At 68.0% G+C, this 23,307-nt stretch carries 16 protein-coding genes and 2 pseudogenes; 12 read left to right on the top strand and 6 right to left on the bottom strand.

Annotated elements, in window-relative coordinates:
• Window positions 1-336: 336 nt before the first annotated feature.
• Both BEK98_RS00485 and BEK98_RS00480 read left to right on the top strand, forming a co-directional pair.
• On the top strand, window positions 337-1,107 hold the full coding sequence (locus BEK98_RS00485; RefSeq protein ID WP_094214293.1) for an SDR family NAD(P)-dependent oxidoreductase: 771 nt from the start codon (window positions 337-339) through the stop codon (window positions 1,105-1,107).
• 99 nt (window positions 1,108-1,206) lie between these two features.
• Window positions 1,207-2,685 carry an APC family permease gene (locus BEK98_RS00480; RefSeq protein ID WP_094214292.1) on the top strand — a complete coding sequence of 493 codons (1,479 nt, stop codon included), beginning with the start codon at window positions 1,207-1,209 and terminating at the stop codon, window positions 2,683-2,685.
• Window positions 2,686-2,701: 16 nt separating this feature from the next.
• Here the strand turns inward: BEK98_RS00480 and dmpG are convergent.
• Window positions 2,702-3,577: pseudogene (gene dmpG, locus BEK98_RS00475) on the bottom strand (4-hydroxy-2-oxovalerate aldolase); the annotation flags it as partial.
• A 26-nt stretch (window positions 3,578-3,603) separates the two neighbouring features.
• Between dmpG and BEK98_RS48835 the strand changes: the two are divergent.
• Complete coding sequence (locus BEK98_RS48835; RefSeq protein WP_167444054.1) at window positions 3,604-3,756, top strand: hypothetical protein; 153 nt, start codon at window positions 3,604-3,606, stop codon at window positions 3,754-3,756.
• A gap of 227 nt (window positions 3,757-3,983) precedes the next feature.
• Here BEK98_RS48835 and BEK98_RS00470 read toward each other — a convergent pair whose 3' ends face one another.
• Window positions 3,984-4,598 carry a TetR family transcriptional regulator gene (locus BEK98_RS00470; protein WP_208642963.1) on the bottom strand — a complete coding sequence of 205 codons (615 nt, stop codon included), beginning with the start codon at window positions 4,596-4,598 and terminating at the stop codon, window positions 3,984-3,986.
• 96 nt (window positions 4,599-4,694) lie between these two features.
• On the opposite strand from BEK98_RS00470, the gene BEK98_RS00465 reads away from it, so the two are divergent.
• Window positions 4,695-5,519: an SDR family oxidoreductase gene (locus tag BEK98_RS00465; protein ID WP_208642962.1), complete on the top strand. Its 825-nt coding sequence runs from the start codon at window positions 4,695-4,697 to the stop codon at window positions 5,517-5,519.
• Between the two features lie 378 nt (window positions 5,520-5,897).
• Here the strand turns inward: BEK98_RS00465 and BEK98_RS00460 are convergent, their stop codons facing one another.
• A complete protein-coding gene (locus BEK98_RS00460) occupies window positions 5,898-6,860 on the bottom strand; it encodes an NAD-dependent epimerase/dehydratase family protein (RefSeq protein WP_094214290.1) in 963 nt (320 codons plus the stop codon).
• A 138-nt stretch (window positions 6,861-6,998) separates the two neighbouring features.
• Here BEK98_RS00460 and BEK98_RS00455 point away from each other — a divergent pair, with 138 nt between their 5' ends.
• The gene (locus BEK98_RS00455) at window positions 6,999-7,733 is read left to right on the top strand and encodes a TetR/AcrR family transcriptional regulator (protein WP_094214289.1); all 735 of its coding nucleotides are present in this window, start codon (window positions 6,999-7,001) and stop codon (window positions 7,731-7,733) included.
• 50 nt (window positions 7,734-7,783) lie between these two features.
• Window positions 7,784-7,906, top strand: a pseudogene (locus BEK98_RS47800) (hypothetical protein); the annotation flags it as partial.
• 231 nt (window positions 7,907-8,137) lie between these two features.
• On the opposite strand, the gene BEK98_RS00450 reads toward BEK98_RS47800, so the two are convergent.
• Together BEK98_RS00450 and BEK98_RS00445 are read right to left on the bottom strand one after the other, a co-directional pair.
• Window positions 8,138-9,859 (bottom strand): amidohydrolase, encoded by a 1,722-nt coding sequence (locus tag BEK98_RS00450; RefSeq protein WP_167444061.1) that lies wholly within the window; start codon window positions 9,857-9,859, stop codon window positions 8,138-8,140.
• 203 nt (window positions 9,860-10,062) lie between these two features.
• The gene (locus tag BEK98_RS00445; protein ID WP_094214287.1) at window positions 10,063-11,805 is read right to left on the bottom strand and encodes an amidohydrolase; all 1,743 of its coding nucleotides are present in this window, start codon (window positions 11,803-11,805) and stop codon (window positions 10,063-10,065) included.
• Window positions 11,806-12,194: 389 nt separating this feature from the next.
• Here BEK98_RS00445 and BEK98_RS00440 point away from each other — a divergent pair, with 389 nt between their 5' ends.
• The 6 genes from BEK98_RS00440 to BEK98_RS00415 all read left to right on the top strand — a co-directional run bounded on the left by BEK98_RS00440 (window position 12,195) and on the right by BEK98_RS00415 (window position 22,855).
• Entirely contained in the window at window positions 12,195-13,481 is a 1,287-nt protein-coding gene (locus BEK98_RS00440) for an aspartate aminotransferase family protein (RefSeq protein ID WP_208642961.1), read from the top strand.
• Window positions 13,482-13,789: 308 nt separating this feature from the next.
• Window positions 13,790-14,407, top strand: a complete 618-nt coding sequence (locus BEK98_RS00435) for a TetR/AcrR family transcriptional regulator (RefSeq protein WP_167444060.1) — start codon at window positions 13,790-13,792, stop codon at window positions 14,405-14,407.
• A 241-nt stretch (window positions 14,408-14,648) separates the two neighbouring features.
• Window positions 14,649-15,659 carry a phosphotransferase enzyme family protein gene (locus BEK98_RS00430; protein WP_094214285.1) on the top strand — a complete coding sequence of 337 codons (1,011 nt, stop codon included), beginning with the start codon at window positions 14,649-14,651 and terminating at the stop codon, window positions 15,657-15,659.
• A gap of 76 nt (window positions 15,660-15,735) precedes the next feature.
• Window positions 15,736-17,394 (top strand): amidohydrolase, encoded by a 1,659-nt coding sequence (locus BEK98_RS00425; protein WP_094214284.1) that lies wholly within the window; start codon window positions 15,736-15,738, stop codon window positions 17,392-17,394.
• Between the two features lie 173 nt (window positions 17,395-17,567).
• Window positions 17,568-19,982: a SpoIIE family protein phosphatase gene (locus tag BEK98_RS00420; protein ID WP_094214283.1), complete on the top strand. Its 2,415-nt coding sequence runs from the start codon at window positions 17,568-17,570 to the stop codon at window positions 19,980-19,982.
• Window positions 19,979-22,855, top strand: a complete 2,877-nt coding sequence (locus tag BEK98_RS00415) for a helix-turn-helix transcriptional regulator (RefSeq protein ID WP_244201677.1) — start codon at window positions 19,979-19,981, stop codon at window positions 22,853-22,855. The genes BEK98_RS00420 and BEK98_RS00415 overlap by 4 nt, the downstream gene beginning before the upstream one ends.
• Before the next feature lie 257 nt (window positions 22,856-23,112).
• On the opposite strand, the gene BEK98_RS49755 is transcribed toward BEK98_RS00415, so the two are convergent.
• A partial coding sequence (locus BEK98_RS49755) for a class I SAM-dependent methyltransferase (RefSeq protein ID WP_244201676.1) occupies window positions 23,113-23,307 on the bottom strand: 195 nt, incomplete at its 5' end.

The following is a 23,307-nucleotide window of genomic DNA, read 5'->3' as shown; positions in this document are numbered from 1 at the left end:
GACGTCTCGACCGAGACGCTGTGCGCAGCGGTACCAAGCGATGTTCGTGAAAGGTGAACGGAGAGTTCAAAAAACTTCCGCTCAGTATTGACTCGGGGTTGGCGGACTGCGACCATTCGGGGACCAGCAGGGCGCCGTCGAGAGGACCCGGTAGATATTCCTTGTGCCTCCACTGCAGTGGCGGCCGCGCCAGCGACAGTCCGACCCCTCTGGCCGGGGTGTCGCGAATTTCATCGATTGAAATGCAGATTGCTCGATGTCGAGCGCACCGCGATCCAGCATGCACAATTCGCCCTGATGATTTGTTGAGCATCCTTACGTGAAAAGGGTTTAGGAATGATCAACCTTGGATTCAAGGACCGGAATGTCCTCATCACGGGCGGTACCTCGGGGATCGGTCTGGCCGCTGCGCACCTCTTCGCCGGCGAGCAGGCGCGCGTAGGGATCATCGGGCGCTCTGCGGAGCGGTTGGAGTCCGCCCTGAAGAGGCTGCGCGCGTCGCACCCGGAAGCGAAAATCGTCGGATACGTCGGCGATGTGGCCGACGAGGAGTCGATGCGGACCGCGGTCACTGCCATCGTGGCCGACCTCGGCGGGCTGGACCATGTCGTCAACAGCGCCGGTATTGCGGGACCGCTCGGAGATGCCGTCGATCAGGTACGAGCGGAAGACTTCCTGGAAGTCCAGCGAGTTAACGTTCTGGGTGCCTTTCTGTCTGTCAAGCTCACGCTTCCCTATCTGAAGGAGGGAGTCGATCCGACGTACACGCTTGTCGGTAGCGATTCCGGGTTCGTTGCCGCCCCCGGAATGCTCGCCTACAACGCTTCCAAGGGTGCAGTGGCGCAACTGACACGTGCGCTTTCCGTGGAATTGCATGAGCCACACGGTGTGCGAGTAAACAGCGTCTGTCCGTCGATCGTGGATACGCCGATGTCTCGCGATGGAATGGGAGTTGAATCCTTCGCCGGGGTGGACTATCCGGTGAGCACCCCGGAACAGATCGCATGGCTTGTTCTCAGTTTGGCGTCACCGAATTCTGTTGCGGTGAACGGCGTTTCGTTGCTGGCGGACTACGGCTACCACGCCCGTTCGTCGTTCCCCGCCTGAGTGGAACCCGGCAATTCGGGTCCGCGGGAGCGTCCTTCTCTTTGCCCAAGGATTTCGGGGCCTCTGTCGAACTGTCGTCCAGACTGAAGGAAGCGCACTGTGAACGATGCTGCTGACATGTCAAGAACGGATTTCCAACTCCCTTCGGGTCCACCTGCGGCCGTGGAGGCCGGCGCGCTCCGGCAGAGCCTGGGCGCATGGCACCTGATCTTGCTGGTGGTCGCGGCGGCGGCTCCCATGGCGGCGGTGGTGGGGATCGTGCCCGTGGCCTTCGCCTTTGGCAACGGTGCCGGGCTTCCGCTCACGGTTGTGGGCGTTTCCCTCGTCCTCGCGCTGTTTTCTGTCGGGTACTCGGCAATGAGCCGCAGAATCGTGTCCACGGGTGCTTTCTACTCCTACGTGACGCACGGACTGGGTGGCATTGCCGGGCTCGGGTCCGCGTTCGTGGCCATGTTCTCCTATGTGGTGGTCGTTACCGGTGCACTGGCCTATTTCGCCTACTTCAGCCAAGTGGCGGTCGCCGGAATCATCGGGTGGTCCGGCTCGTGGATCTGGTTCGCCGCCGTGGGAGGGCTGCTCGTCGCCGGGCTCGGCTACCGGGGCATCGACCTGAGCTTCCGCGTCATCGCGGTGCTTCTCGCCGCCGAGTTCGTCATCCTGCTGTGCCTCGTCGTGAGCATCATCGGGCGCCTGGGGATGCAGGCCTTTCCGGTGAAGTCGTTCTCGTTCCAGGCGGTTGGCTCCGGTACACCGGGAATCGCGGTGATGCTCGTCTTCCTCTTGTTCATCGGTTTCGAGTCCGCGGCCCTGTACTCGGAGGAGGCACGTGATCCGCGCCGGAGCGTGGCGCGCGCCACCTATGGTGCGGTTGCCGTGATGGGTGCCTTCTACGTCCTGACGACGTGGGTGACCGTCGGAGCCGTCGGCGCCGACCAGATCACGCAGACGGCCCGCGGGGCCACTGGAGATCTGTATTTCAACCTGACCGCGAACTATTTGGCGCCGTGGGTCAGCCAGCTGATGGCGGTGTTCGTGGCCACCAGCATGTTCGCCACCGCACTGGCGCTGCACAACGTCGCCAGTCGATACCTGTTCTCGCTCGGCAGACAGCGGTGCCTTCCCGCAGCCGTGGGCAAGGTCCACACCCGGTACGGCGGTCCCCACGTGGCGAGCATCGTCGTGTCGGTCACCACAACGTTGATCGTCGCGGTCGGCTTCCTCTGCGGGACGTCACCCATGGTCGGCCTGGGGACGGTCGCAGCAGGTCTCGGTACCGTCGGCGTCATGGTGCTCCAGTGCTTGGCGAGCTTGGCGGTCATCGGCTACTTCCGCAGGCACAGCGAGGGTGCGCGGTGGCCCACGCTGATCGCTCCGTTCCTTGCACTCGGAGGTATGGGTTTCGGCGTCATCCTCGCCATCAGCAGGTTCGATCTGCTCAGTGGTGCGAGCAACACCTTTGTCAACGCGCTGCCGGTGTTGATCGGAGTTGTCTTCCTCGCAGGCGCCGGATACGGCCTGTGGCTCAAGGTGCGGCGGCCGAACCGGTATCGGCAGGTCACCGAGCAACTCGGTGAGTGAGCTCCGATCCACATCGCTAGCACGTAGAAGGCGCATCGCCCCTCAGGTCGAGCGCGATGTCCACGATCATGTCTTCCTGTCCGCCGACCAGGCCTCGGCGGTCGACCTCCAGCAGCAGGGTCCGGGCATCGACGTCGTAGCGTTGTGCGGCGAGCTCGGCGTGGCGCAGGAACGAGGAGTACACACCGCCGTAGCCGAGAGTGAGAGTTTCCCGGTCGACTTGGACGGGGCGGTCCCGGAGCGGGCGGACCAGGTCGTCGGCGGCGTCCTGGAGAGCGAACAGGTCGCAAGCGTGCTTCCAGCCCTGCGGGTCGGCCACGGCGATGAAGGCCTCGATGGGGCAGTTGCCGGCGCCCGCGCCCTGACCGGCGAGGGAAGCGTCGACACGGGTCACGCCCTCCTCCACGGCTACGACGCTGTTGGCCACGGAGAGGGAGAGGTTCTCGTGCGCGTGCACACTGATCTCCGTAGTCTCCTCCAGTACGTCCCGGTAGGCGCGGACGCGCTCGCGTATGCCGTCCATGGTGAGGCGGCCGCCGGAGTCGGTGACGTATACGCAGTTAGCGCCGTAGGACTCCATCAGCTTGGCCTGGGCGGCGAGTTCAGCGGCCGGGGGCATGTGGCTCATCATGAGGAAGCCGGAGACGTCCATGCCCAGTTCGCGGACCTTGGCGATGTGCTGGGAGGCGAAGTCGGCCTCGGTGCAGTGGGTGGCGATGCGCACCGAGCGGACGCCGAGGGCGTGGGCCCGGCCGAGTTCGGCGATGGTGCCGATGCCGGGCAGTAGAAGGGGCGGTGAGGACCGCGTTGCTGATGTTGTCCGCTGCGGCTTCGATCCACTCCCAGTCGGTGTGGCTGCCGGGGCCTAGTTGAGCGATCCACCGGCCTGGCCCCGCACTGGGGCTGTCCGCCGTGGGTGTGGCCACCCAGACGCGCCCGGGCAAGGCACCGCTGGGCGTCCAGCTCATCGGACGGGCCTTCGCCCAGGAGACGGTGCTCGATCTGGCGGAGGTACTTCACGCGAACTCCGGCATCGTGACGCCTGTCGAGCCCGTTCCGCATCCGGCGTGACCGAATCACTGGCGATCGGCAGCTCTGGCCTGTCCCACTGCGCGACCCTCCGGCGGTAATGACGATCAGCCAAGGCGGGTCGAGCGCGCGGGCAGGCGTCGGCTGACCTGTTCAGCCCAAGCCGGCGTGGGGTGCCGGCCACGGTCCTGATGCCGAGGTCTCGGCACCCTGCGTCGAGCAGGCACCAACCGCCTCTCCACCGTCCGGTGGCGGCACAGGTCGCCGGCTCACGCGGTCAGCGCTCCCATCGCGCGGTCGATGAGTACGGCGAGGGGAACGGCGCCGTTGCAGGCCGTCCAGGCGTCGGTGGCCGCGTCCTTGCAGGCGAGGGCTGAGGAGACGAGTGCGCGGGCACGGGGATCCTCGGCGGCGGCCGGGTCGGTGCCGAGCCGACGGGCTACCTCCGGCACGAGCAGCTCCTGCCAAGCCTGCTGCTTTTCCCAATGGCGGGCCTTCAAGGACGGGGCCTCGTAGAGCATCCGCACGTATGCCAAGGCGTTTTCGGGTTCGTCGGCATTGAAATCGGTGAGGGCGTCGAAGGCGCGGCGCAGCGAGTCCCAGGGCCGCTCGTCCGCGGGGCGCTCGGCGAGACGCCCGGCGACATCGCGGCCGAGGTCTTCGAGATCACCGAGGACGACGTCCTCCTTGGTCCCGAAGTACCGAAAGAAGGTGGCACGCGACAGTCCCGCCTCGGCGGCGATCTGATCGACGGTCGTCTTGTCGAAGCCCTGCTCAGCGAAGAGACGGAACGCCACGGCGCTCACCTCGGCTCGCATCGCCTGCCGCGTCCGGTCACGCAGCGTCGACGGCGTGGCGCGGCGTGGTCTCGATGTGTCAGCCATTCCGAGAACTCTACACTCAAGACTCATCTTGAGACTGAGTCGCATAAAGAGGTAGTGTCTCTTGTGTAGACCTCGTACCACCTGTGGAGCTTCCCCTTGAGCAAGATCTGGTTCGTCACCGGTTCGTCCCGCGGCTTCGGCCGTCACTTCGTCGAGGCGGCCCTGTCTCGCGGCGACAAGGTCGCGGCGACCGCCCGCAATACCGAATCCCTGTCAGATCTGGTCGCTGCGCACGGCGACGCGATCCTGCCGCTGGCCCTGGACGTGACCGACAAGGCCGCCGTCACCGCAACCGTCAAGCAGGCCCATGAGCACTTCGGGCGCCTGGACGTCGTCGTCAACAACGCCGGCTACGGCCTGTTCGGCGCTGTCGAGGAGCTCAGCGAGCAGGAGATCCGCGATCAGTTCGAGACCAACTTCTTCGGCGCGATGTGGGTGACCCAGGCGGTCCTGCCGTACCTGCGCGACCAAGGCGACGGCCACATCGTGCAGATCTCCACTGTCGGCGGTGTCGCCACCTTCCCCACTCTGGGTGGCTACGGCGCCTCGAAGTGGGCGCTGGAGGGGCTGAGCGATGCCCTGGCCCAGGAGGTCGCCTCGTTCGGGGTCAAGGTCACCCTGGTTGAGCCCGGCGGCTTCGCCACGGACTGGGCGGGCTCGTCGGCGGCCCAGGCTCAGCCGCTGCCCGCCTACGACAGTGCCCGCGACGCTGTAGCCGCCGCGTTCGCAGGTCTGAAGATCGGTGACCCCACGGCCGCGGGCCCGGCGCTGCTGAAGATCGTCGATGCCGAGAACCCCCCGCTGCGCGTCTTCTTCGGCACCGCCCCCCTCCAGGTTGTGCCCCAGGTCTACGCCGAGCGGCTCAAGACGTGGGAGGAGTGGGCCGAGCTGTCGGCCGAGGCCGAAGGCGCCTCCGTCTGAGACACGGACACCGGTGACCTGGGCTGCGGGCAAGGCGCGCGGCCCAGGTTGCTGGTTTGACTGCCGGGGCCTCGCAGGTCCAGCGGGCCTTGCTCCGAAGCCATGATCGACCTTATGGCCAGCAGACTCACCGGCGAAGCCACCCTGTAACTGGCGTGGAACCTGACCTGGGACCAAACACTCAGCAAGTGGGGACCCGTTCAGTAACCGGATCAAATGACCTGGCGGGCGTGGGGCGGGCTGGACGGCGAAGCTGAGGCAGGCACCGTGGTTGATGGCGGCGGTGCGGTACCCGGCGTCCCTTCACGCCTTGGTCGCGCGGGGGTGGGCGGCGGTGATTCGGGACACCATGCAGACGACGGCCGCGCTGTCGGAAGCTCAGCCGGATGCTGTTGCCGAGAAATCGGTATGTGCAACTGGGCCGTCGCGCAGTCCCGCGACAGTCTCGCGCAGCGCCACGTCGATCGGGATGGGGTGGATGCCGAAGGCTGCGGTCGCGGCAGAGGAGTCCAGCACGAACGGCCGACGGACCTGGTACTGCGTCTCACGCAGCTCACGGACCAGCGGGTTGCCCAGTCCGCCGAGCCAGAGCACTGCCGTCGGCATGGTGGACAGCCGGGGCGCAGGGGCGTCGGCCAGCTTGCACGCGTGGGTGGCGAGGTCACGGAGGGACACCGGCGCGGCGCTCGGCACGTGCCAAGCCCGGCCCCAGGCGTTCTCGTCAGCCGCGACGGTGACCAGTGTGCGGGCGACGTCGCCGACGTAGGTCCAGCTGTGCGGCGCGTCCAGATCCGCGGGAACGCGCACGCGTGCTCCCGCCAGCACCTTGGGCAGGACGGCCATGGTGAGCATCGATTGGGTACCTGCGCCGAGGTAGTCCGACGAGCGCACGTCTGCGGTGCGGAGTTCGCCGGCGTCGTGCGCGGCGAGCGCGTCAGTCCACATCTTTGCCCGGACGCGGCCCTTCGTGCCGGTCGCCCGCAGTGGATGTTGTTCGGTCATCGCGCCGTCCACCGGGCCATAGCCATAGACGTTGCCGGTGCTGACGAGCACGGCGCCGCTGTCTCGACTCGCATCCAGGAAGGCCGCGGCCAGCGGCGGCCAGTCAAGAGGCCACCGGTGGTAGGGCGGGCTCGCGCAGTTGTACAGCGCCGCCGCCCCCGCGCACAGGCGGGCGAGGGCCGACGCGTCGGTGGCGTCGGCGGCCACCCGCTCGACGCCGGGGTGTTCGGGGCCGGTGCCGCGCCGCGTCACCACGCGGACCTGTTCACCCCGGTTGGCGAGAAGGCGTGCGGTGGCCGACCCGACCGGTCCGGCACCGACGATGACGTGCAAAGACATGGTGTCACCTCCGAGAGTGCACAGTGTTTCGTTCAGAGAACGCTGTTCTCGCAGTCCATTGTGGACTCGCCGACCCGATTGTCAAGAACACTGTTCTCTCTTCGGTTCGCCGTTCTCGCGCTGTGCGAGAATGCCCTCATGTCGGTGCCATCACTGCGCGCGCGAGTCCGCGCCGAGACGGCCGAGGAGATCCGCGCCATCGCGAAGCGGCACTTGGCCACGGAGGGTGCGAACCTGTCCCTGCGTGCGGTCGCGCGAGATGCCGGCCTGGTCCCGTCGGCGCTGTACCGCTACTTCCCGAGCCGCGACGCCCTGTTGACCGCCTTGATCACGGACGCCTATGTGGCGCTGGCGGCCAGCGCAAAAGATGCCGAAGCCGCCGTGACCCGCGACGACCTGCGGGCACGGTTCCTTGCGCTCAGCCACGGCGTGCGCTCGTGGGCTCTGGACCACCCTGCCGAGTACGCCCTCATCTACGGCAGCCCAGTCCCGGGATACGCGGCGCCGCCCGAGATGGTGGGCCCGGCCTCGGAGGTCGTGTTGACGCTGATCGGCATCCTGTTCGACGCCGCTGAACGCGGGCTGCTCCCGACGATCCCGCCTCGACCGCTGCCCGCGGCGACCGCCGCGGACCTGCGCCGGCTGCTGGACGAGTCGCAGGGGCCGAAGCCCGCTTGGACCGAGCCGACACCCGAGTCGGTCATCGCCATCGCCTTCACCCTGTGGACGCAACTCTTCGGCCTGGTCACCTTCGAGGTCTTCGGTCGGCTCGACGACTTGATCGATGCGCGGCGGGAGTACTTCGAGCACCAGATCCTCGTGATGGCCGACCTCGCCGGGCTCGACGCGGGTCCCGCGCCCGGCGACAGGTGAGCGAGGGGGAACAGCGACAGCTCTGATGCTGCGGCACGGTCGCCGAGGGGAATCTGACGAGGACGACGGAGCGGTTGCGGCACGGTTCGCCTTGTCTCAGCCAGCAGATCAAGTCTCTCGAGCGTGAAGTCGGCGCTGCGTTGTTCCGGCTGAGCTGTCCGGGAAGAGGCTGACCGGCGTCGGAGAGGCTCTCCTGCTCGTGGCGCCCGCTGTTGCCGGATCCTCGACATCGGCACCGAGCCGAGGCGCCGGCCGTGAACACCGTCCACCACGGCCACCCAAGCCGACTCGTGTTGCCGCTGATTGAGCGGTGACGACTCGTCTCCTGCAGGTTTCCCAGCAGGCAACTTGGCCCGGCGCGACCATGCGGGCGCGCCGGACCAAGTTGGGGGACGACGGCGTATCTACGCGAGGCTGCCGTGCACGGGCTCGCCCGCCAGCAGCGTCGCCCGTACCTCGGTGGCGGGCAGGTCCTCGAGCGGGCAGGTCAGCGGATTGCGGTCGACCACGCAGAGGTCGGCCCAGTTGCCGGGCTCGAGCGAGCCGATGCCTTCCCAGCGCAGGACGTGGGCCGCGTCGCGGGTCCACATCGCCAGGGCCTCCCTGCGGGTGATGCCGGGGGTCGGGGCCTTGGCGCCGCTGCCCGCGTACGTGGGCTCCACAGCGAGCGCGATGTGCTCGAAGACGTTCTTCGGCCCCCAGTCGGTGCCGCAACCGACGCGCAGCCCGGCGTCGAGCAGCCTGCGAAGCGGGATCAGATGTTCGAGCATGTGCTCACCGATCCGCCCGCGGGCCAGCTCACCCTTGCCCCAGGAGAACGACATGCTGGTTGTGACGTCAAGGCCGAGGGCAGCGGCCCGTCGTGCGTGCTCCGGCTCGAAGAAGTACAGGTGCTGGAAGATCCAGGCGCGGCCGTCGGTGTCCAGCGTGCCACCACCTGCCAGCTTCTCCAGCACGTCCAGGTTCACGTCGTGCTCGGCGGTTCCGGCCGTCACGATGTTCAGGCGCAGCCCATGTTCGTGCGCGAACCGGATCACGGTCTCCGCTCGTTCGGGGCTCAGGAACGAGGCGCCCAGGGTGAGGTTGCCGTCCGCGTCCCTGTAGGGGTCGCGCATAAGGATCATGCCGGAGGAGATCGGGCCACCGCGCCCGAACGAGATGCCGTCGACGCGCAGCATGTCGTCCTCCCGCTGAACCATGGCGGCGGCCTGTTCCAGGCGGATGAGGAGCGTCTCGTCGTCGATGGGCGCACTCCCCGGCAGGCCGTTGGGCTGCGCCTCGGGACAGCACAGGACGCGCAGTGTCGAGGCGCCCGCGTTGCGCAGCGCCTGATAGGCGCTGATCTCGGGGAAGTCCAGGGAATGACCCTCGTAGACGGTCGTCACGCCCAGGGCGTTGTACTCACGCATCGCCTGCTGGGTTCCCGGCAGGACGTCGGCGGGGTCGAGGATGGGCAGGTTCCGCATCAACTGCTCGGTGAAGGCATCCCCGCTGTAGATGTTGTTGACCCGGCCCCGCAGCCGGCCGGTGGGAATCCCGTTCGAGTCCTTCTCGACCTCTACACCCTCCACGCGGTCGGGGGTGCTGCTGTCGATGCCGACCGCCCGCAGACCGGCGGAGTTGAACACCATCACATTCGGCGTGGTCGGCCCCCACGCCTGGATGAGCACGGGGTGCTCGGTGGTGGCACGGTCCAGGACCTCGCGGGTGGGCAGTTCGCCTTCCCTCAGGTCGCGCCAGGAACGGCGGATGAAGTATGAGGGTTCACCGACGGGCATGGTCATCACCCACTGGCCGGCCGGCGTCTGCGCGGCCTTCGCCGCGATCCTCGCCACGATGTCGTCGTGGTCGACGGCGTCGGCCAGGTCGACCAACGGGTACGCCATGACCCCCAGATGCAGCACGTGAGGGTGCGTGTCGATGAGTCCGGGCAGCACGGTCGCGCCGTCCAGGTCCACGACCCGGGCTTCGGGCCCGGCGGCCGAGCGGACCGTGTCCGCATCGCCGACGGCCAGTACTCGGCCGCCGGCGATCGCGATCGCCTCGGCCTCGGTGTCGTCACCGTCGCAGGTCAGCACGGTGCCGCCGGTGAGGACGATGCGGTTGCCCGTGCCGTGGTCGGGCATTTTGGGACGGCTGGGGTCCCCACCCCGGTCAGTTGACGAGGTCACTGTTTGCTCCATGATCTGGTGATTGCTTCGTGCGGGCCGAACGGCCCTTCTGCGTCGGGTGCCGTCCCTGCGTGCGGCCCGTGGTGCGCGACAGGCCGTCACGCAGGGACGGTGACGTGGCGCTGGGAGCAGTGGGTCCAACGCCACGTCGTCTTCGGCTACGCGTGAGCGGGGAGCGCGCCGTTGTCGTGGACGAGGCGGCCGGCGATGTGGGTGCGGAGCACGCGGGTGGCGGGGAGGGCGTCGATGTCGCAGGTGATCGGGTTGCGGTCGACGATGGCGAGGTCGGCGTGGTTGCCGGGGGTGAGGGTGCCGATGCCGTCCCAGCGGAGCACCTTCGCGCCGGCGCCGGTCCACATGTGGAACGCCTCGGCGCGCGAGATGACCTGGGCGGGGCCCGCGTTGGTGCGTCCACTCGGGAACATCTGGTGGGTGACGGCAAGCTGCATCTGCTCGAAGGGGTTGGTGGGTCCCCAGTCCATGCCGCCGGCGGCGGAGAGCCCGGCGTCGAGGTGCGTGTGGAAGGTGTTGAGCAGCTTCAGTGCCTCGGGGCCGAACCGTTCGGCGATCATGTCGCCCTTGCCGAAGGTGAAGCTCGAGCTGACCGTCAGGTCGAAGCCCAGTTCGGCGAGTCGCTTCGACTGGCCCGGGCGGGTCATCTCGGCGTGCTGGATCACGGCGTCCAGGCGGTCGAGGCCGTGCTTGCGGATCGTCTCCTCGGCGAGCGCGATGTTCTCGTCGTGCTCGTCGGGGGTGATGGAGACGACGTTCAGGCGCAGCCCGTGCTCGGCGCAGAAGTCGAAGGCGAGCCGCATGTTCTCTTCGCTGATCGCGCGGTGGCCGTGGGTGAGGTTCCCGTAGGGGTCCAGGTAGCCGTCGTGGGAGAGGACGTTGCCGCTGTAACAGGTGCCGTAGGTGCAGGCGGTGACACCGTCGACGCGTACCCAGTCGTCGTCGAGTGTCCGCATCGCCAGGGCCGTCTCCAGCAGCGCACGTACCTCCTCGGCCGACTTGGGCCTGTCTGCGGGCAGTGCCGTGCCCTGAATCTCCGGGGCCGTCTGGACGCGCAGGTTCAGCACGCCCTGCGCGCCCAGGGCGCGGTAGAGCTCGATCTGCCCGATCTCGATGGCGTGGCCCTCGTAGACCGTGGTGATGCCCATGGCGTTGTAACCCTGGACCGCCTGCAGCAGCGCGTCGACGACGTACTCGCGCTGGATCAGCTCGGGCATCTGCTCCCGCAGGCTGTTGAAGAACGGGTCCTGGTTGTAGTAGCTCGTGACGCTGCCGCGCAGGATGCCGGTGGGCACACCATCGGCGTCCTTCTCGATCCACACGTTGTTCACACGGTCGGGAGTCGACGCATCGATACCGCACCTGGCCAGGGCCGCGGAGTTCATCGCCACCACGTTCGGCAGCACCGGGGCCACCGCCTGGATAAGCACCGGATGGTCCGCAGCGGCCCGGTCCAGGACATACCGGTCGGGCAGCGCGCCCTCGGCCAGATCACGCCAGGACCGCCGGTGGAAGTAGTGGTACTCCCCGACCGGAGTGGTCAGGATCCACTCCCCGGCAGGGACCTCCCCGGCCTTCTTCCGGATCGCCGCGACGATGTCGGCGTGATCACGCGCCTGGGTGATGTCCACGAGCGGAGCCCGCATCGCGGAGAAGTGCATCAAGTGCGGGTGGGTGTCGACCAGGCCGGGGATGACAGTGGCCCCGTCCAGGCTTTGACGCTCGACTCCCGTACCCGCGGCGCTCAGAACCTCGGCGTTCGAACCGACCGCGGCGACACGGCCTCCGCGAATGAGGATGGCCTCGGCGGCTTCGCCGCGAGAATCGACCAGCACCTCCCCATTCATGTAGATGACATCGGATTGTCCGGCATGCGTCACGTGACTCATTGTCACTCTCCTGGCCGAAGGTGGATGTGTTTGGAGGGGATCATCCCCGGGAAACTTGTACGAGGCGTTCAAACATTTGTCAAACCATGTTGATTCTTTCCTTATGGGAAACTTATAGTCGCAAGCACATCTTGGAGGGGTGACGAAGATGCCTGAACGGTGCGGCGGCCCGGAGTTGCCGTAGCCGTCGTCGGAGGCTCGGTTCGCGCCGTCGTGTCGACCGGGCGTATGGGGGTGACGAGTGTCACGGATCGGCGATTCTTCGCCCGCCGGGAACAAAGGGTGCTCGGCGGGTCAGAGGGTGCGATCGCCGTGAAGATCAAAAACAATGCACTTTACGAATAGTGTGAAATATTTCCTATCCGTTCAATCTTGACTACGGAGACGCGATGATGACCGCCAACCCGCAAGGCGACAGAGAGTTGCTGGCCCGGCGAAGGGCGACGCTGGGTCCGCACTCGCCCACGTTCTACGACGAGCCCCTTCACGTGGTCTCGGGCCAGGGAGTGTGGCTCCGTGGTGCGGACGGGATCGACTATCTCGACGCCTACAACAACGTGCCGCACGTGGGGCATTGCAATCCTGTGGTCGTGAGGGCGATCGCCGAGCAGGCCGGTCGTCTCAACATCCACACGCGTTACCTCTCCGAGCCGGTGGTGGAATACGCCGAGGCTCTGCTCGAGACGTTCGCGCCGCACCTGGACAAGGTGCTGTTCACCAACAGCGGGTCCGAAGCCAACGAACTGGCCTTGCGCATGACTCGCCAGCACACCCGGAGCACGGGCGTCCTCGTCACGGACTTCAGCTACCACGGCAACACGGCCAGCCTCGCCGAACTCACTACGGGCCTGCGGGTCAAGGAGCCGTTCGGGTCCCATGTCCGCGCCCTGCACATACCGGACCTCGACAGTGACCCCCGGTCGGAGGAGGTCCTGCTGACGGAGGCCCTCGCCGAGGCCGAAGCCGCTATCGCCTCGTTGAAGGAGGCAGGCCACGGCGTGTCGGCCCTACTCTTCGACCCGCTGTTCTCGACCGAGGGACTGCTGCGGCCGCCCGCCGGATACATCGCGGCCCTCACCGACTTGGTTCGGTCTGCCGGGGGTCTGATCGTCGCCGATGAGGTCCAGTCCGGACTTGGTCGCGCTGGATCACACTTCTGGGGCCACGAGTTGTACGGCATTGCCCCCGATCTGGTCACCCTGGGTAAGCCTTTGGGCAACGGCCATCCTCTGGGCGGCGTGGTGACCACCACCGACCTGCTTGACGAGTTCGGCGCGGCCAACCTGTACTTCAACACCTTCGCCGGGAATCCGGTCTCCGCCGCCGCAGGCATGGCAGTACTTCGGGAGACGATCGACCGCGGCCTGCAGCGCGGCGCTCATGATGTCGGCAGCTACGCGCATGACCTGCTGGAGAAGCTGGCCGCACGACAGCCCCTGGTCAGGGCAGTGAGGGGCACGGGGCTGTTCTTCGGCCTCGACTTCGTCGACGAGACCGGCCGTCCCGCCACGGCGCAGACGAAGCAGATCGTGGAGGCCATGCGCCGCAAGGGCGTCCTGATCAGCAAGATCGGCCCGCACGACAACGTCCTGAAGATCCGGCCGCCGATGGTCTTCACGCGCGAGCACGTGGATCTGCTCGTCGACCGACTCGCGGCGAGTCTCGACGAGCTGTAAGGCGCCGTGATGCGGCGGCACGCCATCGTGGGCGGGAATCGACGCGAAGAGAGGTGGAACCCGGATGCACCCACTGGCCGTTACGGTCCGGGAGACCATCTTGAGGGGCGGTGGGGGCGATCATCCCTCGGCAGGTTTCGCGGATGATCGTCAGCTGGGCATTCGTGCTGCCCCGGACGGCGGGCAGCACGAACGACAGGCTCGTCACCGCGGCACTGCGCCCCAGGGGAGCGGGCCCACCCGGTATCGTCGTATCACCGAGGACCGGCAGCTCAGAAGACCGGCGGAACAAGAGGAGGAGCTCTCCGATGGCAGGCAAAGCGAAGTCGGAGAAGCGCCCCGCCCCGCTGTCGCTGCGCGAGCGCAACCGGCTGAGGACACGGCGGGAGCTGCTGGACGCAGCTCTGGAGGTCTTCGCCGAATCCGGATACGGATCGGCGACCGTCGAGAACATCGCAGCCCGCGCGGGCGCCTCGAAGGTCACCCTGTACACCTACTTCCCGCAGGGTCGCGAGGAGCTGTTCCGCGAGCTGTACGAGGAAGTCAACCAGGAGATGATCGAGAAAGCCTCGGCGATCTACGCCGAGGACGGCGATCACCGCGTCCGGATCCTCGCCATGGCCGGGGCGCTCATGGACATCGGCCAGCGGCCGCTGATCGGCCGCCTCTACTCGATCGACGACCCAGCACTCGACCAAGCGCTCAATCCGGTGCGCGGCCACGCGTCGAGGGTGTGTGCCGACCTGATGACCGCGGACCTCGCGGCCGCTCAGCAGGCCGGCGTGGTGAAGACGAAGGCATCGCCGGCGGCGATAGCCGAACTGCTGGTGGGTGCCATGCGGACGGCTCTGTCCGACATCGCGCGGGAGCAGGTCGAGCCCGCGGAGATGCTCGATGCGATGGAAGCTCTCGTCAGCAACCTCTGAAAAAACCCTGAACGAAGGGTTCAATATTTTTTCGTGAAGTATTGACTTCGGGTTGGCGCGCTGCGAATACTCCCCTGAGCAGGCGCCGCGTCCCTCGGATCACCCGGGTGCGAAGCCGCCGCTCACATCGAGGACCTGCCGCTCCCGGGCGTCGGCGCCGTCGTCCGAACGGTGCAACGAGCCCCCTGTCGGCAGAGACAGCTCCTCGCTCCTCATCGCACCTGAGAGGACAACCCCGAGCATGATCACCGACGTCGAGACCGCGCAGAGAGTCGCGGTTCATGCACTGGCCCAGTACGGCATCGAGCAGGACGCGGTTCTCACCTTCGTGAAGTACCGCGAGAACTACGTCTTCAAGGTCGAGGCGGAGAGCGGCAGCTACGCCCTGCGCCTGCACCGCAGCGGTTATCGCACCGATGCCGAGATCCTCGAGGAGCTCGACCTGCTCGCCGCCCTCGCGGAGGGAGGCGTCTCGGTCCCCCGCCCTCGCTTCACGGCGAAGGGTGAGCCCTTCTCCCGGGTCGCGGATGAGCACGGGGACGTGCACCAGGTGGACGTGCTCGAATGGGTCGCCGATGCCGAGCCTCTCGGTGACGTCGTGTCGGCCTTCACCGGCGAAGCCATCGTGGATCCCGCCGACTTCCACGCACTCGGCGTCCTCATCGCCGAGCTGCACCAGAAGGCGTCCACGCTGCAGCGGCAGACGCCGTCTGTGCGGCCGGCGTGGGACGCGGCCGGAGTGGTCGGCGGCGCCCGCGCCGTCTGGGGCGACCCGCGCCGTGCCTTCCACGACGGGGCGGCCGGACGTGAAACCGTCGATCGGGCGATGGCGTGGCTCGGCACCGAGCTGGGCGTTTATGGCAAGGCCCCCGACCGCTACGGGCAGATCCACGCCGACGTCACGCCAGAGAACGTACTCGTCCGGGTCGGCCGGATGACCCTCATCGACTTCGACGACAGCGGTGAGGGCTACTACCTCTTCGATCTCGCGACCGCGGCCTTCTTCTACCTTCCGCATCCGCGCTTCGACGACGTCGTGTCGGCCCTCTTCGCCGGCTACCAGACGGTCAGGCCGCTGAGCGCGGAAGACCTCAAGCTGTGGCGGCCCATGCTGCTGGCGCGCGGGCTGACGTATCTCGCCTGGGCGGCCGACAGGATCGGCGACGAGACGTCCGACTTCATCTTCGAGCACCTGCGGCCCCTGGTCGTAGAACTCGCGGCGGAACTCGTCGCGTCGGCCGTTTCGCAGTAACCCTTCCTCAGCCAGACCCCCCGCTCCTTTCCCTCCCTCCTCCCCTTACTTTCTTCTTGTGCCCGGAGGCACCGTCATGAGCCAGCGCGCGGATCTGATCGTCACGAACGCAGCCGTCTACACCTGTGATCCAGCCCGGGAATGGGCCGAGGCTTTCGCGGTCGCCGGTGGCGACATCATCGCGGTCGGAAGCGCGGACGAGGTCCGGGCCCTGGCCACCCCCGGAACGAAAGTGCTCGACGCCGGCGGGCGCATGGTGATGCCCGGCTTGTGCGACGTCCACACACACCTCGGCTACGGCGGCAGCAAGATCGCGCACGAGCTGGGTCTGCTGCCCACGGACACACTCGACGACATCCTGGCCAAGGTGAGGGACAGGGCCGCCGAGCTCGGGCCCGACGAGTGGATCGTCGGCGGGACCATCACCAGCTCCGTCCTCGCGGACGTTTCCAAGGGTGGGTACCTGGCGGCGTTCGACGAGGCCAGCGGCGGCCATCCGGTGATCCTGCGCGACGATTCCATGCACAATCGGTGGGTCAATTCGCGCGCCCTCGAGCTCATCGGAGTCGGGGCGGACACACCCGACCCGGAGGACGGCACCTACGTGCGCGACGCTGACGGGCGCCTCACCGGGGTCCTGCTGGAGATGGCGTCCAAGGTGGTCGAGGACGCGATGAACGCCTCCATCGAGAACCCGGAGGAACGGCTCAGGGTCGCCTTCAAGACCGCACTGCGTATGGTGAACTCCTTCGGTATCACCGCCGCTCAGGACGCCGGCACCCTGGAGCACAGTCTCCGTGCGCTGGCCGGCCTCGACGACAGCGGCGAGATGACGGCCTGGGTGGTGGGCTCCATGCCCTCCCGGACGTTCTTCGAGGAGGGCGCGGTCGGCGAGGAGCTCTACGCGGTCGGCGGGTCCTACCGGCGTCCCCATGTCCGGCCCGACTTCGTCAAGCTGTTCCTCGACGGCGTCCCGATGACGCGTACGTCCGCCCTGCTGACCCCCTACATCTGCCACGGGGACCACGAGGACCCGGACTTCAAGGGCGAGTCGTACTGGTCGCACGACGACCTGGTGAAGACGCTCAAGCGCTGTTACGAGCTCGGACTCGGCGCGAAGCTGCACTCTACGGGCGACGGCTCCGTACGTCTGGCGCTCGACGCGATCGAGACAGTCCGCAAGGCCCTCGGTGACGGACCGATCTTCCAGATCGCCCACGTGATCAACGTCCACCCCGACGACGTTCCCCGATTCGCCGAACTGAACGTCGTCGCGGATGCCTCTCCGTACATGTGGTTCCCCAGCGTCATCATCGACATCACCGCCGAACAGGTCCCGCAGGAGGTGGTTGAGCGCAGCTTCCCTTGCAAGGACCTGGTGGACAGCGGCGCCGTGCTCGCCGCGGGTTCGGACTGGCCCGTGGTGCCGCTGCCCAATCCGTGGCTGGGCATGGAGACGCTCGTCACCCGTGCCAACCCGGATCCGGCGGTTCCCGGGGAGCTGGGACTCGCCCAGCGACTGTCGCTGCCCGAGGCCATCGCCGCCTTCACCAGCAACCCCGCCAAGGCCATGGGACTGGGTGACACCACGGGCGCGATCCGCACCGGGCTGTCCGCCGACTTCGTCGTGCTGAACCACAACCTGTTCGACGTCGAGCCGGGCGAGATCCACCAGACGCAGGTCGAGTACACCTACTTCAAGGGTGCCAAGGTCTACGAGAAGTCCCCCGAGTAGCTCCGCGCACGTCGGGTACGACGCTCACTCTCCCGCCGCCTCCAGAAGTAGCTCGAACGGGGCCACTGAGGTCGGACCTCTCGCCGCCGTGGCTGAGTCAGTGGCGGTTCGATCAGCCGAGCGGTTTCATGGGGGTGGCGGGCAACGTCGCTCCCGACGGGAGATGAGCAGCGATGACGCGGTTCCGCGGGACCAGAGGGCTCACCGAGAACGCCCTGGCGGGGGTCGACATCCCCGCAGCTGTCGCCGATGAGCGCGGGATCCTCACAGGATGGAGCGAGGGGGCCCGACGCCTGCTCGGCTACGACGGCGAGGACGTCCTCGGACGGGCCGTGTGCGATCTGCTCGTTTCGGGCGATCCGGACGAGGCCTGGCGCGTCCTGGCCGGGCGGCAGAGCTGGAGCGGCAAGGTGGGCCTGCGGCACCGGGACGGGCACCAGGTGCCGGGAGAGCTGGTGGCGAACCGTCGGGTTCAGGCGTGGGGTGTCGACTGGCTGCTGGTGTGGGGTGCAGCGCACCAGGTGGAGGATGCCGACTCGCTGCTGGAGTGGGGGTTCGAGCACATGCCCGGTCTTCTTGGCGTGTTCGACGCGGACCTGCGGGTTGTCGTGGGGAACGCGGACATGGAGCATGCACTCGGCCTCACCAGCGATCAAATGCGAGGACTGCGCGCCCCCGAGTGCAACCCGGCCCCCGAGGTCGAGGCATTCGAGCGCGCCATGCGCGAGGTCCTGCGGAGCGGCGAGCGGCAGTACGTGGACACCTTCGCGAGCCTTCCGAGTGAGAGACGCCATCACCCCTGGTCGATCGTCCTTGCCCCCTTGCGGGACGCAGCCGGCCAGACGCGCGGTGTGTGCTTCGCCGCCCGGGACATCACCAGGGAATACGAGGCCCGGGAGCGCCTGCTGCTGCTCAACGAGGTAAGCAACCGTATTGGTACCAGCCTGGACATGACCCGTGTCGCACAGCAACTGGTCGACGTGACCGTCCCGCGGTTCGCCGACTCCACATCGGTGGATCTGTTCGTCGGTATCGAGGCCGGCAACGAACCGCCCGGCCGAGTGGAGAGCGGACCGGTCACTCTGCGTCGCGTCGCCCTGCGATCCACTCTGGAAGGCGCGCCGGAATCCGGTGTGGCGCCTGGCGACGTGGCGACCTACCCCGCCTTTTCTCCCGCCGCCGAATGCCTTGCCGCAGGTCGGCCCGTGATTCTGGAGCTGACGGATGCGGCCTTCGCCTCGTGGAAGGCATACGATCCCGCCCGCGTCGAGCGGCTGCGAGCCGCCGGAGTCCATTCGGCTCTGCTGGCACCCATGGAGGCCCGTGGGAACACGCTCGGTTTCATCGCCTTCCTCCGCATCCGACGCCCAGAACCCTTCGAGGAGGAGGATCTGATCCTGGCTGAGGAGATCGCCGCCCACGCGGCCGTTTGTATCGACAACGCCCGTCGCTACGCCCGTGAGCACACGACAGCGGAGACCTTGCAACGCAGCCTGCTTCCGCTCGGCCTGCCCGACCACTCGGCCATCGAGATCGCCTCCCGCTACCTTCCCGCAGGCTCCCCGGCCGGCGTCGGTGGGGACTGGTTCGACGCCGTACCACTCTCCGGAGCCCGCGTCGCCCTGGTCATCGGTGACGTCGTCGGCCACGGCATCCAGGCATCCGTGGCCATGGCCCGACTGCGCACAGCGATGCGCACCCTCGCCGACATCGACCTGCCGCCGGAGGAACTGCTCACCCACCTGGACGACGTGGTCATCCCGCTGACCGCCGAATCCGGCGGCGCAGCCTCCGACCCGCAGATCACCGGGGGCATGGCCGCGACCTGCCTCTACGCCGTCTATGACCCCGCCTCTCGCCGCTGCACCTTCGCCCGTGCGGGCCATCCGCTTCCCGTTGTGAAGCGACCGAACGGCACGGCAGACGTCGTCGACATCCCCGTTGGCCCCCCGTTGGGGCTCGGGGGCCTGCCCTTTGAGTCCGTTGAAGTGGAGCTGCCCGAGGGCAGCCTGCTGGCCCTCTACACCGATGGTCTCGTCCAGGCGCGCGGCCGTGATCCTGACGAAGGGCTGGCCGCGCTGCGCCGAGTGCTCAGCGGCCCCGTTCAGTCTCTGGAAGCGGCCTGCGACGCCATCTTCGCCGACCTGCTGTCCGAGCCGCCCGACGACGACGTCGCCCTGCTCCTCGTGCGCACCCGTGCGCTGGGAGCTGACCAGGTGGCCGCCTGGGACGTGCCTTCCGATCCGGCGGTCGTCGCCCGGATGCGGCAGAACGCCTCCCGACAGCTGAGCGCATGGGGGTTGGAGGACGCGGCCTTCATCACGGAACTCGTGGTCAGCGAGCTGGTCACCAATGCCATCCGCTACGGAGAGCCCCCCATCCAGTTCCGGCTCATCCACGACCGACGCAGCCTCATCTGCGAGGTCTCCGACGCGAGCAGCACATCCCCTCACCTGCGCCGGGCCCGTGTTTTCGACGAGGGCGGACGTGGTCTGCTGCTCGTCGCCCAGTTCGCCCAGCGGTGGGGCACCCGCCATGCCCGCCAGGGCAAGACCATCTGGGCCGAACAGGACCTCACTCGTCTATGACCAACCATTCCGAACAGCACAGCACCATGATCGGTCGGGTCGAAGAGGCCGCTGCCCTGGCCCGCAAGCTCGGCGTCGCCTCCGGCGGCCGGGCTTCCATCGTGCTGATCCAAGGCCCCGCGGGGATGGGAAAGACGCTTCTCGCCGACCATGTGCTGCGGAGGCATGCAGCAGGCGCAAGCTCCCCGGGCGGGGAATCTCTCAGCGTCCTGCGGAGCAGGGGGGTGCCGTGGGAGTCCGGGCTGACGTTCGGCGTGGTGAGGCAGCTGGCGCAGGCAGCCGGAACGGATTTCTCCGCGCCCGCCCCTGAGGACCGGCAGCCGGTGCTCCATGCTGCGGAGCAGTTGGGTCGGATCTGGGCAGACGCACAGCGGGAGCGGCCCCTGGTGGCAGTAGTCGAGGATGCCCACTGGGCCGACGCGGAGAGCCTGCAGGCGATCGACTCCGCCGTCCGCCGTATGACGACGGAGCGGATCCTTGTCCTGCTGATCGCCCGGGACGACCCGTTCGAGTTGCAGGATCCTTTTGAGGCACAGGCGCCGTACCAACTGCCCGAACAAGCCGCGCAACCCACAGGAGCAGTCCACGCGCCGCTCCTCGAGGCGCTGAGAGCCCTGGCGATCCTGGACAACTGGCGGGACGAAGCCCTGCGACTGGCGCCGTTCGGTGCCACGGAAATGCAGGAGTTGGCCGGGCTCAGCCAGGGTGTCCAGCTGGATCTCCCAGCGTCCCGAAGGCTGTCCCTGCACACCCTGGGAAATCCCCGGTACGCCGGCGAGCTGCTGCGTGAACTGCCACGGGACACCTGGCACGACTGGCAACCGCTTCTGCCTGCACCGGCCCGTTACGCGGCGGCCGTACGACACCGGCTCGCACGCTGTGGCGAATCCACTCGGGCGCTGGTGGAAGCCTGCTCCGTCCTCCCGGACGACGTACCGCTGACCGAGGCCGACCCAGTGGCAGGCATCGGTGACGCCTTGCCGGCGGTGGACGAGGCACAGGCGGCGGGACTGCTGAGAGCCACGATCGATCCGGGCCGCGTCCTGTTGTCCTTCACGCACCCCCTGGTGAAGGCCGCGGTGCTCACCGGCATAGGGCTGACCAGGCGCCGGGAGCTGCATCGCCTGGCCGCACGGAGTGCGGAGGACCCGGGCCGGCGCCTGTTGCACGAGGTGGCTGCCGCCACGGGACCGGACGCCGGGCTTGCCAACGAACTCGACCGGCACGCGAGTGACCGGGCGTCCGCCGGCGAGTGGGGCGCGGCGGCCGACGTACTGATCAGGGCCAGTCGCTTGAGCCCGTCCCGGCCCGCGCGCCAGGATCGGATGCTGCGTGCCGTCGACGCTCTCATCGGCGCCGGGGATGTTCCGCAGGCTGCGGTCTTCGCCGCTGAGCTGGAGAGCTTCCCGTCCGGGACGCTGCGTGACGCAGTCCTCGGCTATCTGGCCATCATGCGCGGTCGTCCCTCCGAGGCGGACACCTTCCTCAGCCGGGCCTGGACACGCTGTGACCCACAAGAGCGGCCTGACCTGACGGCGAAGATCTGCCAGCGTCGCGTCCTGCACGCTCTGGGGCGCTGCGACGCCTCAGAGCTGGTGGCCTGGGCCCGTCGCGCCATCGAAATGGCAGATCCGTCCGATCCGTCCGTGGTCGAGTCCAAGGCGGTTCTCGGCATCGGGCTGGCCGCCATCGGGCGTCCGGACGAGGCAGCCGCTCAATACGAGGCAGCCGCAGCCGACATGCCTGCCAGCGCGCAGTCCCAGCGGTTCCAGCTCGGCCGCGGCTGGGTGGACTTGGCCCGGGACGCCCCCGAGACCGCGCGTCGCCGACTCGAAGCGGCGGTTCCCACCGGCTACCGCATGGGCTCCACGCGCATCTCGCTGTGGGCCCAGGGCTGGCTGGCTCGAACCCAGTTCGCGCTGGGTGCATGGCAGGAGGCCGTCGAGAGCGTGGACCGCGCGGCCAGCCGCCTCGGTGAGGCGCGTATCGAATTTGTCCGCCCTTTGGTCCACTGGACCGGTGCGCAGATCCACGCCCTGCGAGGGGACTGGGAGAAGGCTGATCACCACCTCAACGAGGCCACCGCCGAGCTGCACCACTACGAGATCATGCTGGTACCGGCGTGCTTGGCACGTGCCCATGTCGCCGAGGCACGAGGCGACTACGAGAGGGCCGTCGAGGCGCTGGCTCCCGTGCTCCAGCTGGCGTCGCGGCAGTGGATCGACGAGCCCGGTTTCTGGCCCTGGCAGGACGTGTACGGCAACGCCCTCGTGATGAGTGGCCGCGTCGATCAGGCGGATGCGTTTCTCACCCCGCACGAAGAACTGGCCGTACAGCGGGGGCATCACTCCACCCAGGCTCGCCTGGGCCTGGTCCGCGGGCGGATCTCCGCCGCACGCGGCGATATCGACGCCGCCCGCAAGGAGTTCGAGCAGGCCTTGGCCCATCTCGACCGCCTGCCTCTGCCCTACGACCGCGCCCGCGTGAACTTCGCCTACGGTCAGTCCCTGCGCCGTGCGGGCAAGCGCAAGGAGGCGGACATCGTCCTCAAGAACGCGCGCGACGCGTACCTGGCCCTGGGGGCCGAAACGTATGTGGAGCGGTGCGACCGGGAACTCAAGGCGGGCGGCCTCCACGCGCCCCGCGGCACGGCGGACATGTCCCGCCTCACTGCTCAGGAACAGGCTGTGGCCCGGCTCGTCGCGGGTGGGGCGAGCAACCAGGAGACCGCTGTTGAGCTGTTCATCTCCGTCAAGACCGTGCAGTACCACCTGACGCACATCTACGCCAAGCTCGGCATCCGGTCCCGCAGCGAACTGGCCGCGCGTTTCCGCGAGGACCCCTCCTGGGGCATGGCCCCGGCACAGGACTGAACGGCCGGGTGGCCCACGTCAGAGAACGGGCTGCTCGGGATGGGGACAGAGTTGCTCGGCTTGATTCCCCAAGTAGACCCGCGCTGACTAGCGGCTGGGCGACACAAGGGAGGCTGCCCGCCTCGACCGAGGGCGCCTCGCCGTCGGGCAGCGCCACGAGCACCGCCCGGTGTGCGTGAACGGCGCGCTCGCGGTTGGGCACCTCGAAAGCCGACGCCGCTCGGCTGCCTGCCGGCGACGAAGCGGCCCTAGAAGCGCTACGGAATCTTGAAGCCCCGGTGCAGGGCCACGATCCCGCCGCTCAGGTTGCGCCAGGCCACCTTCGACCAGCCCGCCTTGCGCAGCCGTTCGGCGAGGGCGGGCTGGTCGGGCCAGGCGCGGATGGACTCGGCCAGGTAGTCGTACGCGTCCGGGTTCGAGGACACCGCGCGGGCGACCGGCGGCAGGGCCCG

It is taken from the genome of Streptomyces diastatochromogenes (assembly GCF_002242805.1).
Classification (GTDB): domain Bacteria; phylum Actinomycetota; class Actinomycetes; order Streptomycetales; family Streptomycetaceae; genus Streptomyces; species Streptomyces diastatochromogenes.
This window is presented reverse-complemented; position numbering and strand designations above follow the sequence as displayed.

What these genes read in the sequence shown, in the direction of transcription:
- BEK98_RS00485 (WP_094214293.1), top strand. Translation starts at nt 337, where the DNA reads ATGATCAACCTTGGATTCAAGGACCGGAATGTCCTCATCACGGGCGGT.
- BEK98_RS00470 (WP_208642963.1), bottom strand. Translation starts at nt 4,598, where the DNA reads ATGGCTGACACATCGAGACCACGCCGCGCCACGCCGTCGACGCTGCGT.
- BEK98_RS00460 (WP_094214290.1), bottom strand. Translation starts at nt 6,860, where the DNA reads ATGTCTTTGCACGTCATCGTCGGTGCCGGACCGGTCGGGTCGGCCACC.
- BEK98_RS00455 (WP_094214289.1), top strand. Translation starts at nt 6,999, where the DNA reads ATGTCGGTGCCATCACTGCGCGCGCGAGTCCGCGCCGAGACGGCCGAG.
- BEK98_RS00450 (WP_167444061.1), bottom strand. Translation starts at nt 9,859, where the DNA reads ATGCCCGACCACGGCACGGGCAACCGCATCGTCCTCACCGGCGGCACC.
- BEK98_RS00445 (WP_094214287.1), bottom strand. Translation starts at nt 11,805, where the DNA reads ATGAGTCACGTGACGCATGCCGGACAATCCGATGTCATCTACATGAAT.
- BEK98_RS00440 (WP_208642961.1), top strand. Translation starts at nt 12,195, where the DNA reads ATGATGACCGCCAACCCGCAAGGCGACAGAGAGTTGCTGGCCCGGCGA.
- BEK98_RS00435 (WP_167444060.1), top strand. Translation starts at nt 13,790, where the DNA reads ATGGCAGGCAAAGCGAAGTCGGAGAAGCGCCCCGCCCCGCTGTCGCTG.
- BEK98_RS00430 (WP_094214285.1), top strand. Translation starts at nt 14,649, where the DNA reads ATGATCACCGACGTCGAGACCGCGCAGAGAGTCGCGGTTCATGCACTG.
- BEK98_RS00425 (WP_094214284.1), top strand. Translation starts at nt 15,736, where the DNA reads ATGAGCCAGCGCGCGGATCTGATCGTCACGAACGCAGCCGTCTACACC.
- BEK98_RS00420 (WP_094214283.1), top strand. Translation starts at nt 17,568, where the DNA reads ATGACGCGGTTCCGCGGGACCAGAGGGCTCACCGAGAACGCCCTGGCG.
- BEK98_RS00415 (WP_244201677.1), top strand. Translation starts at nt 19,979, where the DNA reads ATGACCAACCATTCCGAACAGCACAGCACCATGATCGGTCGGGTCGAA.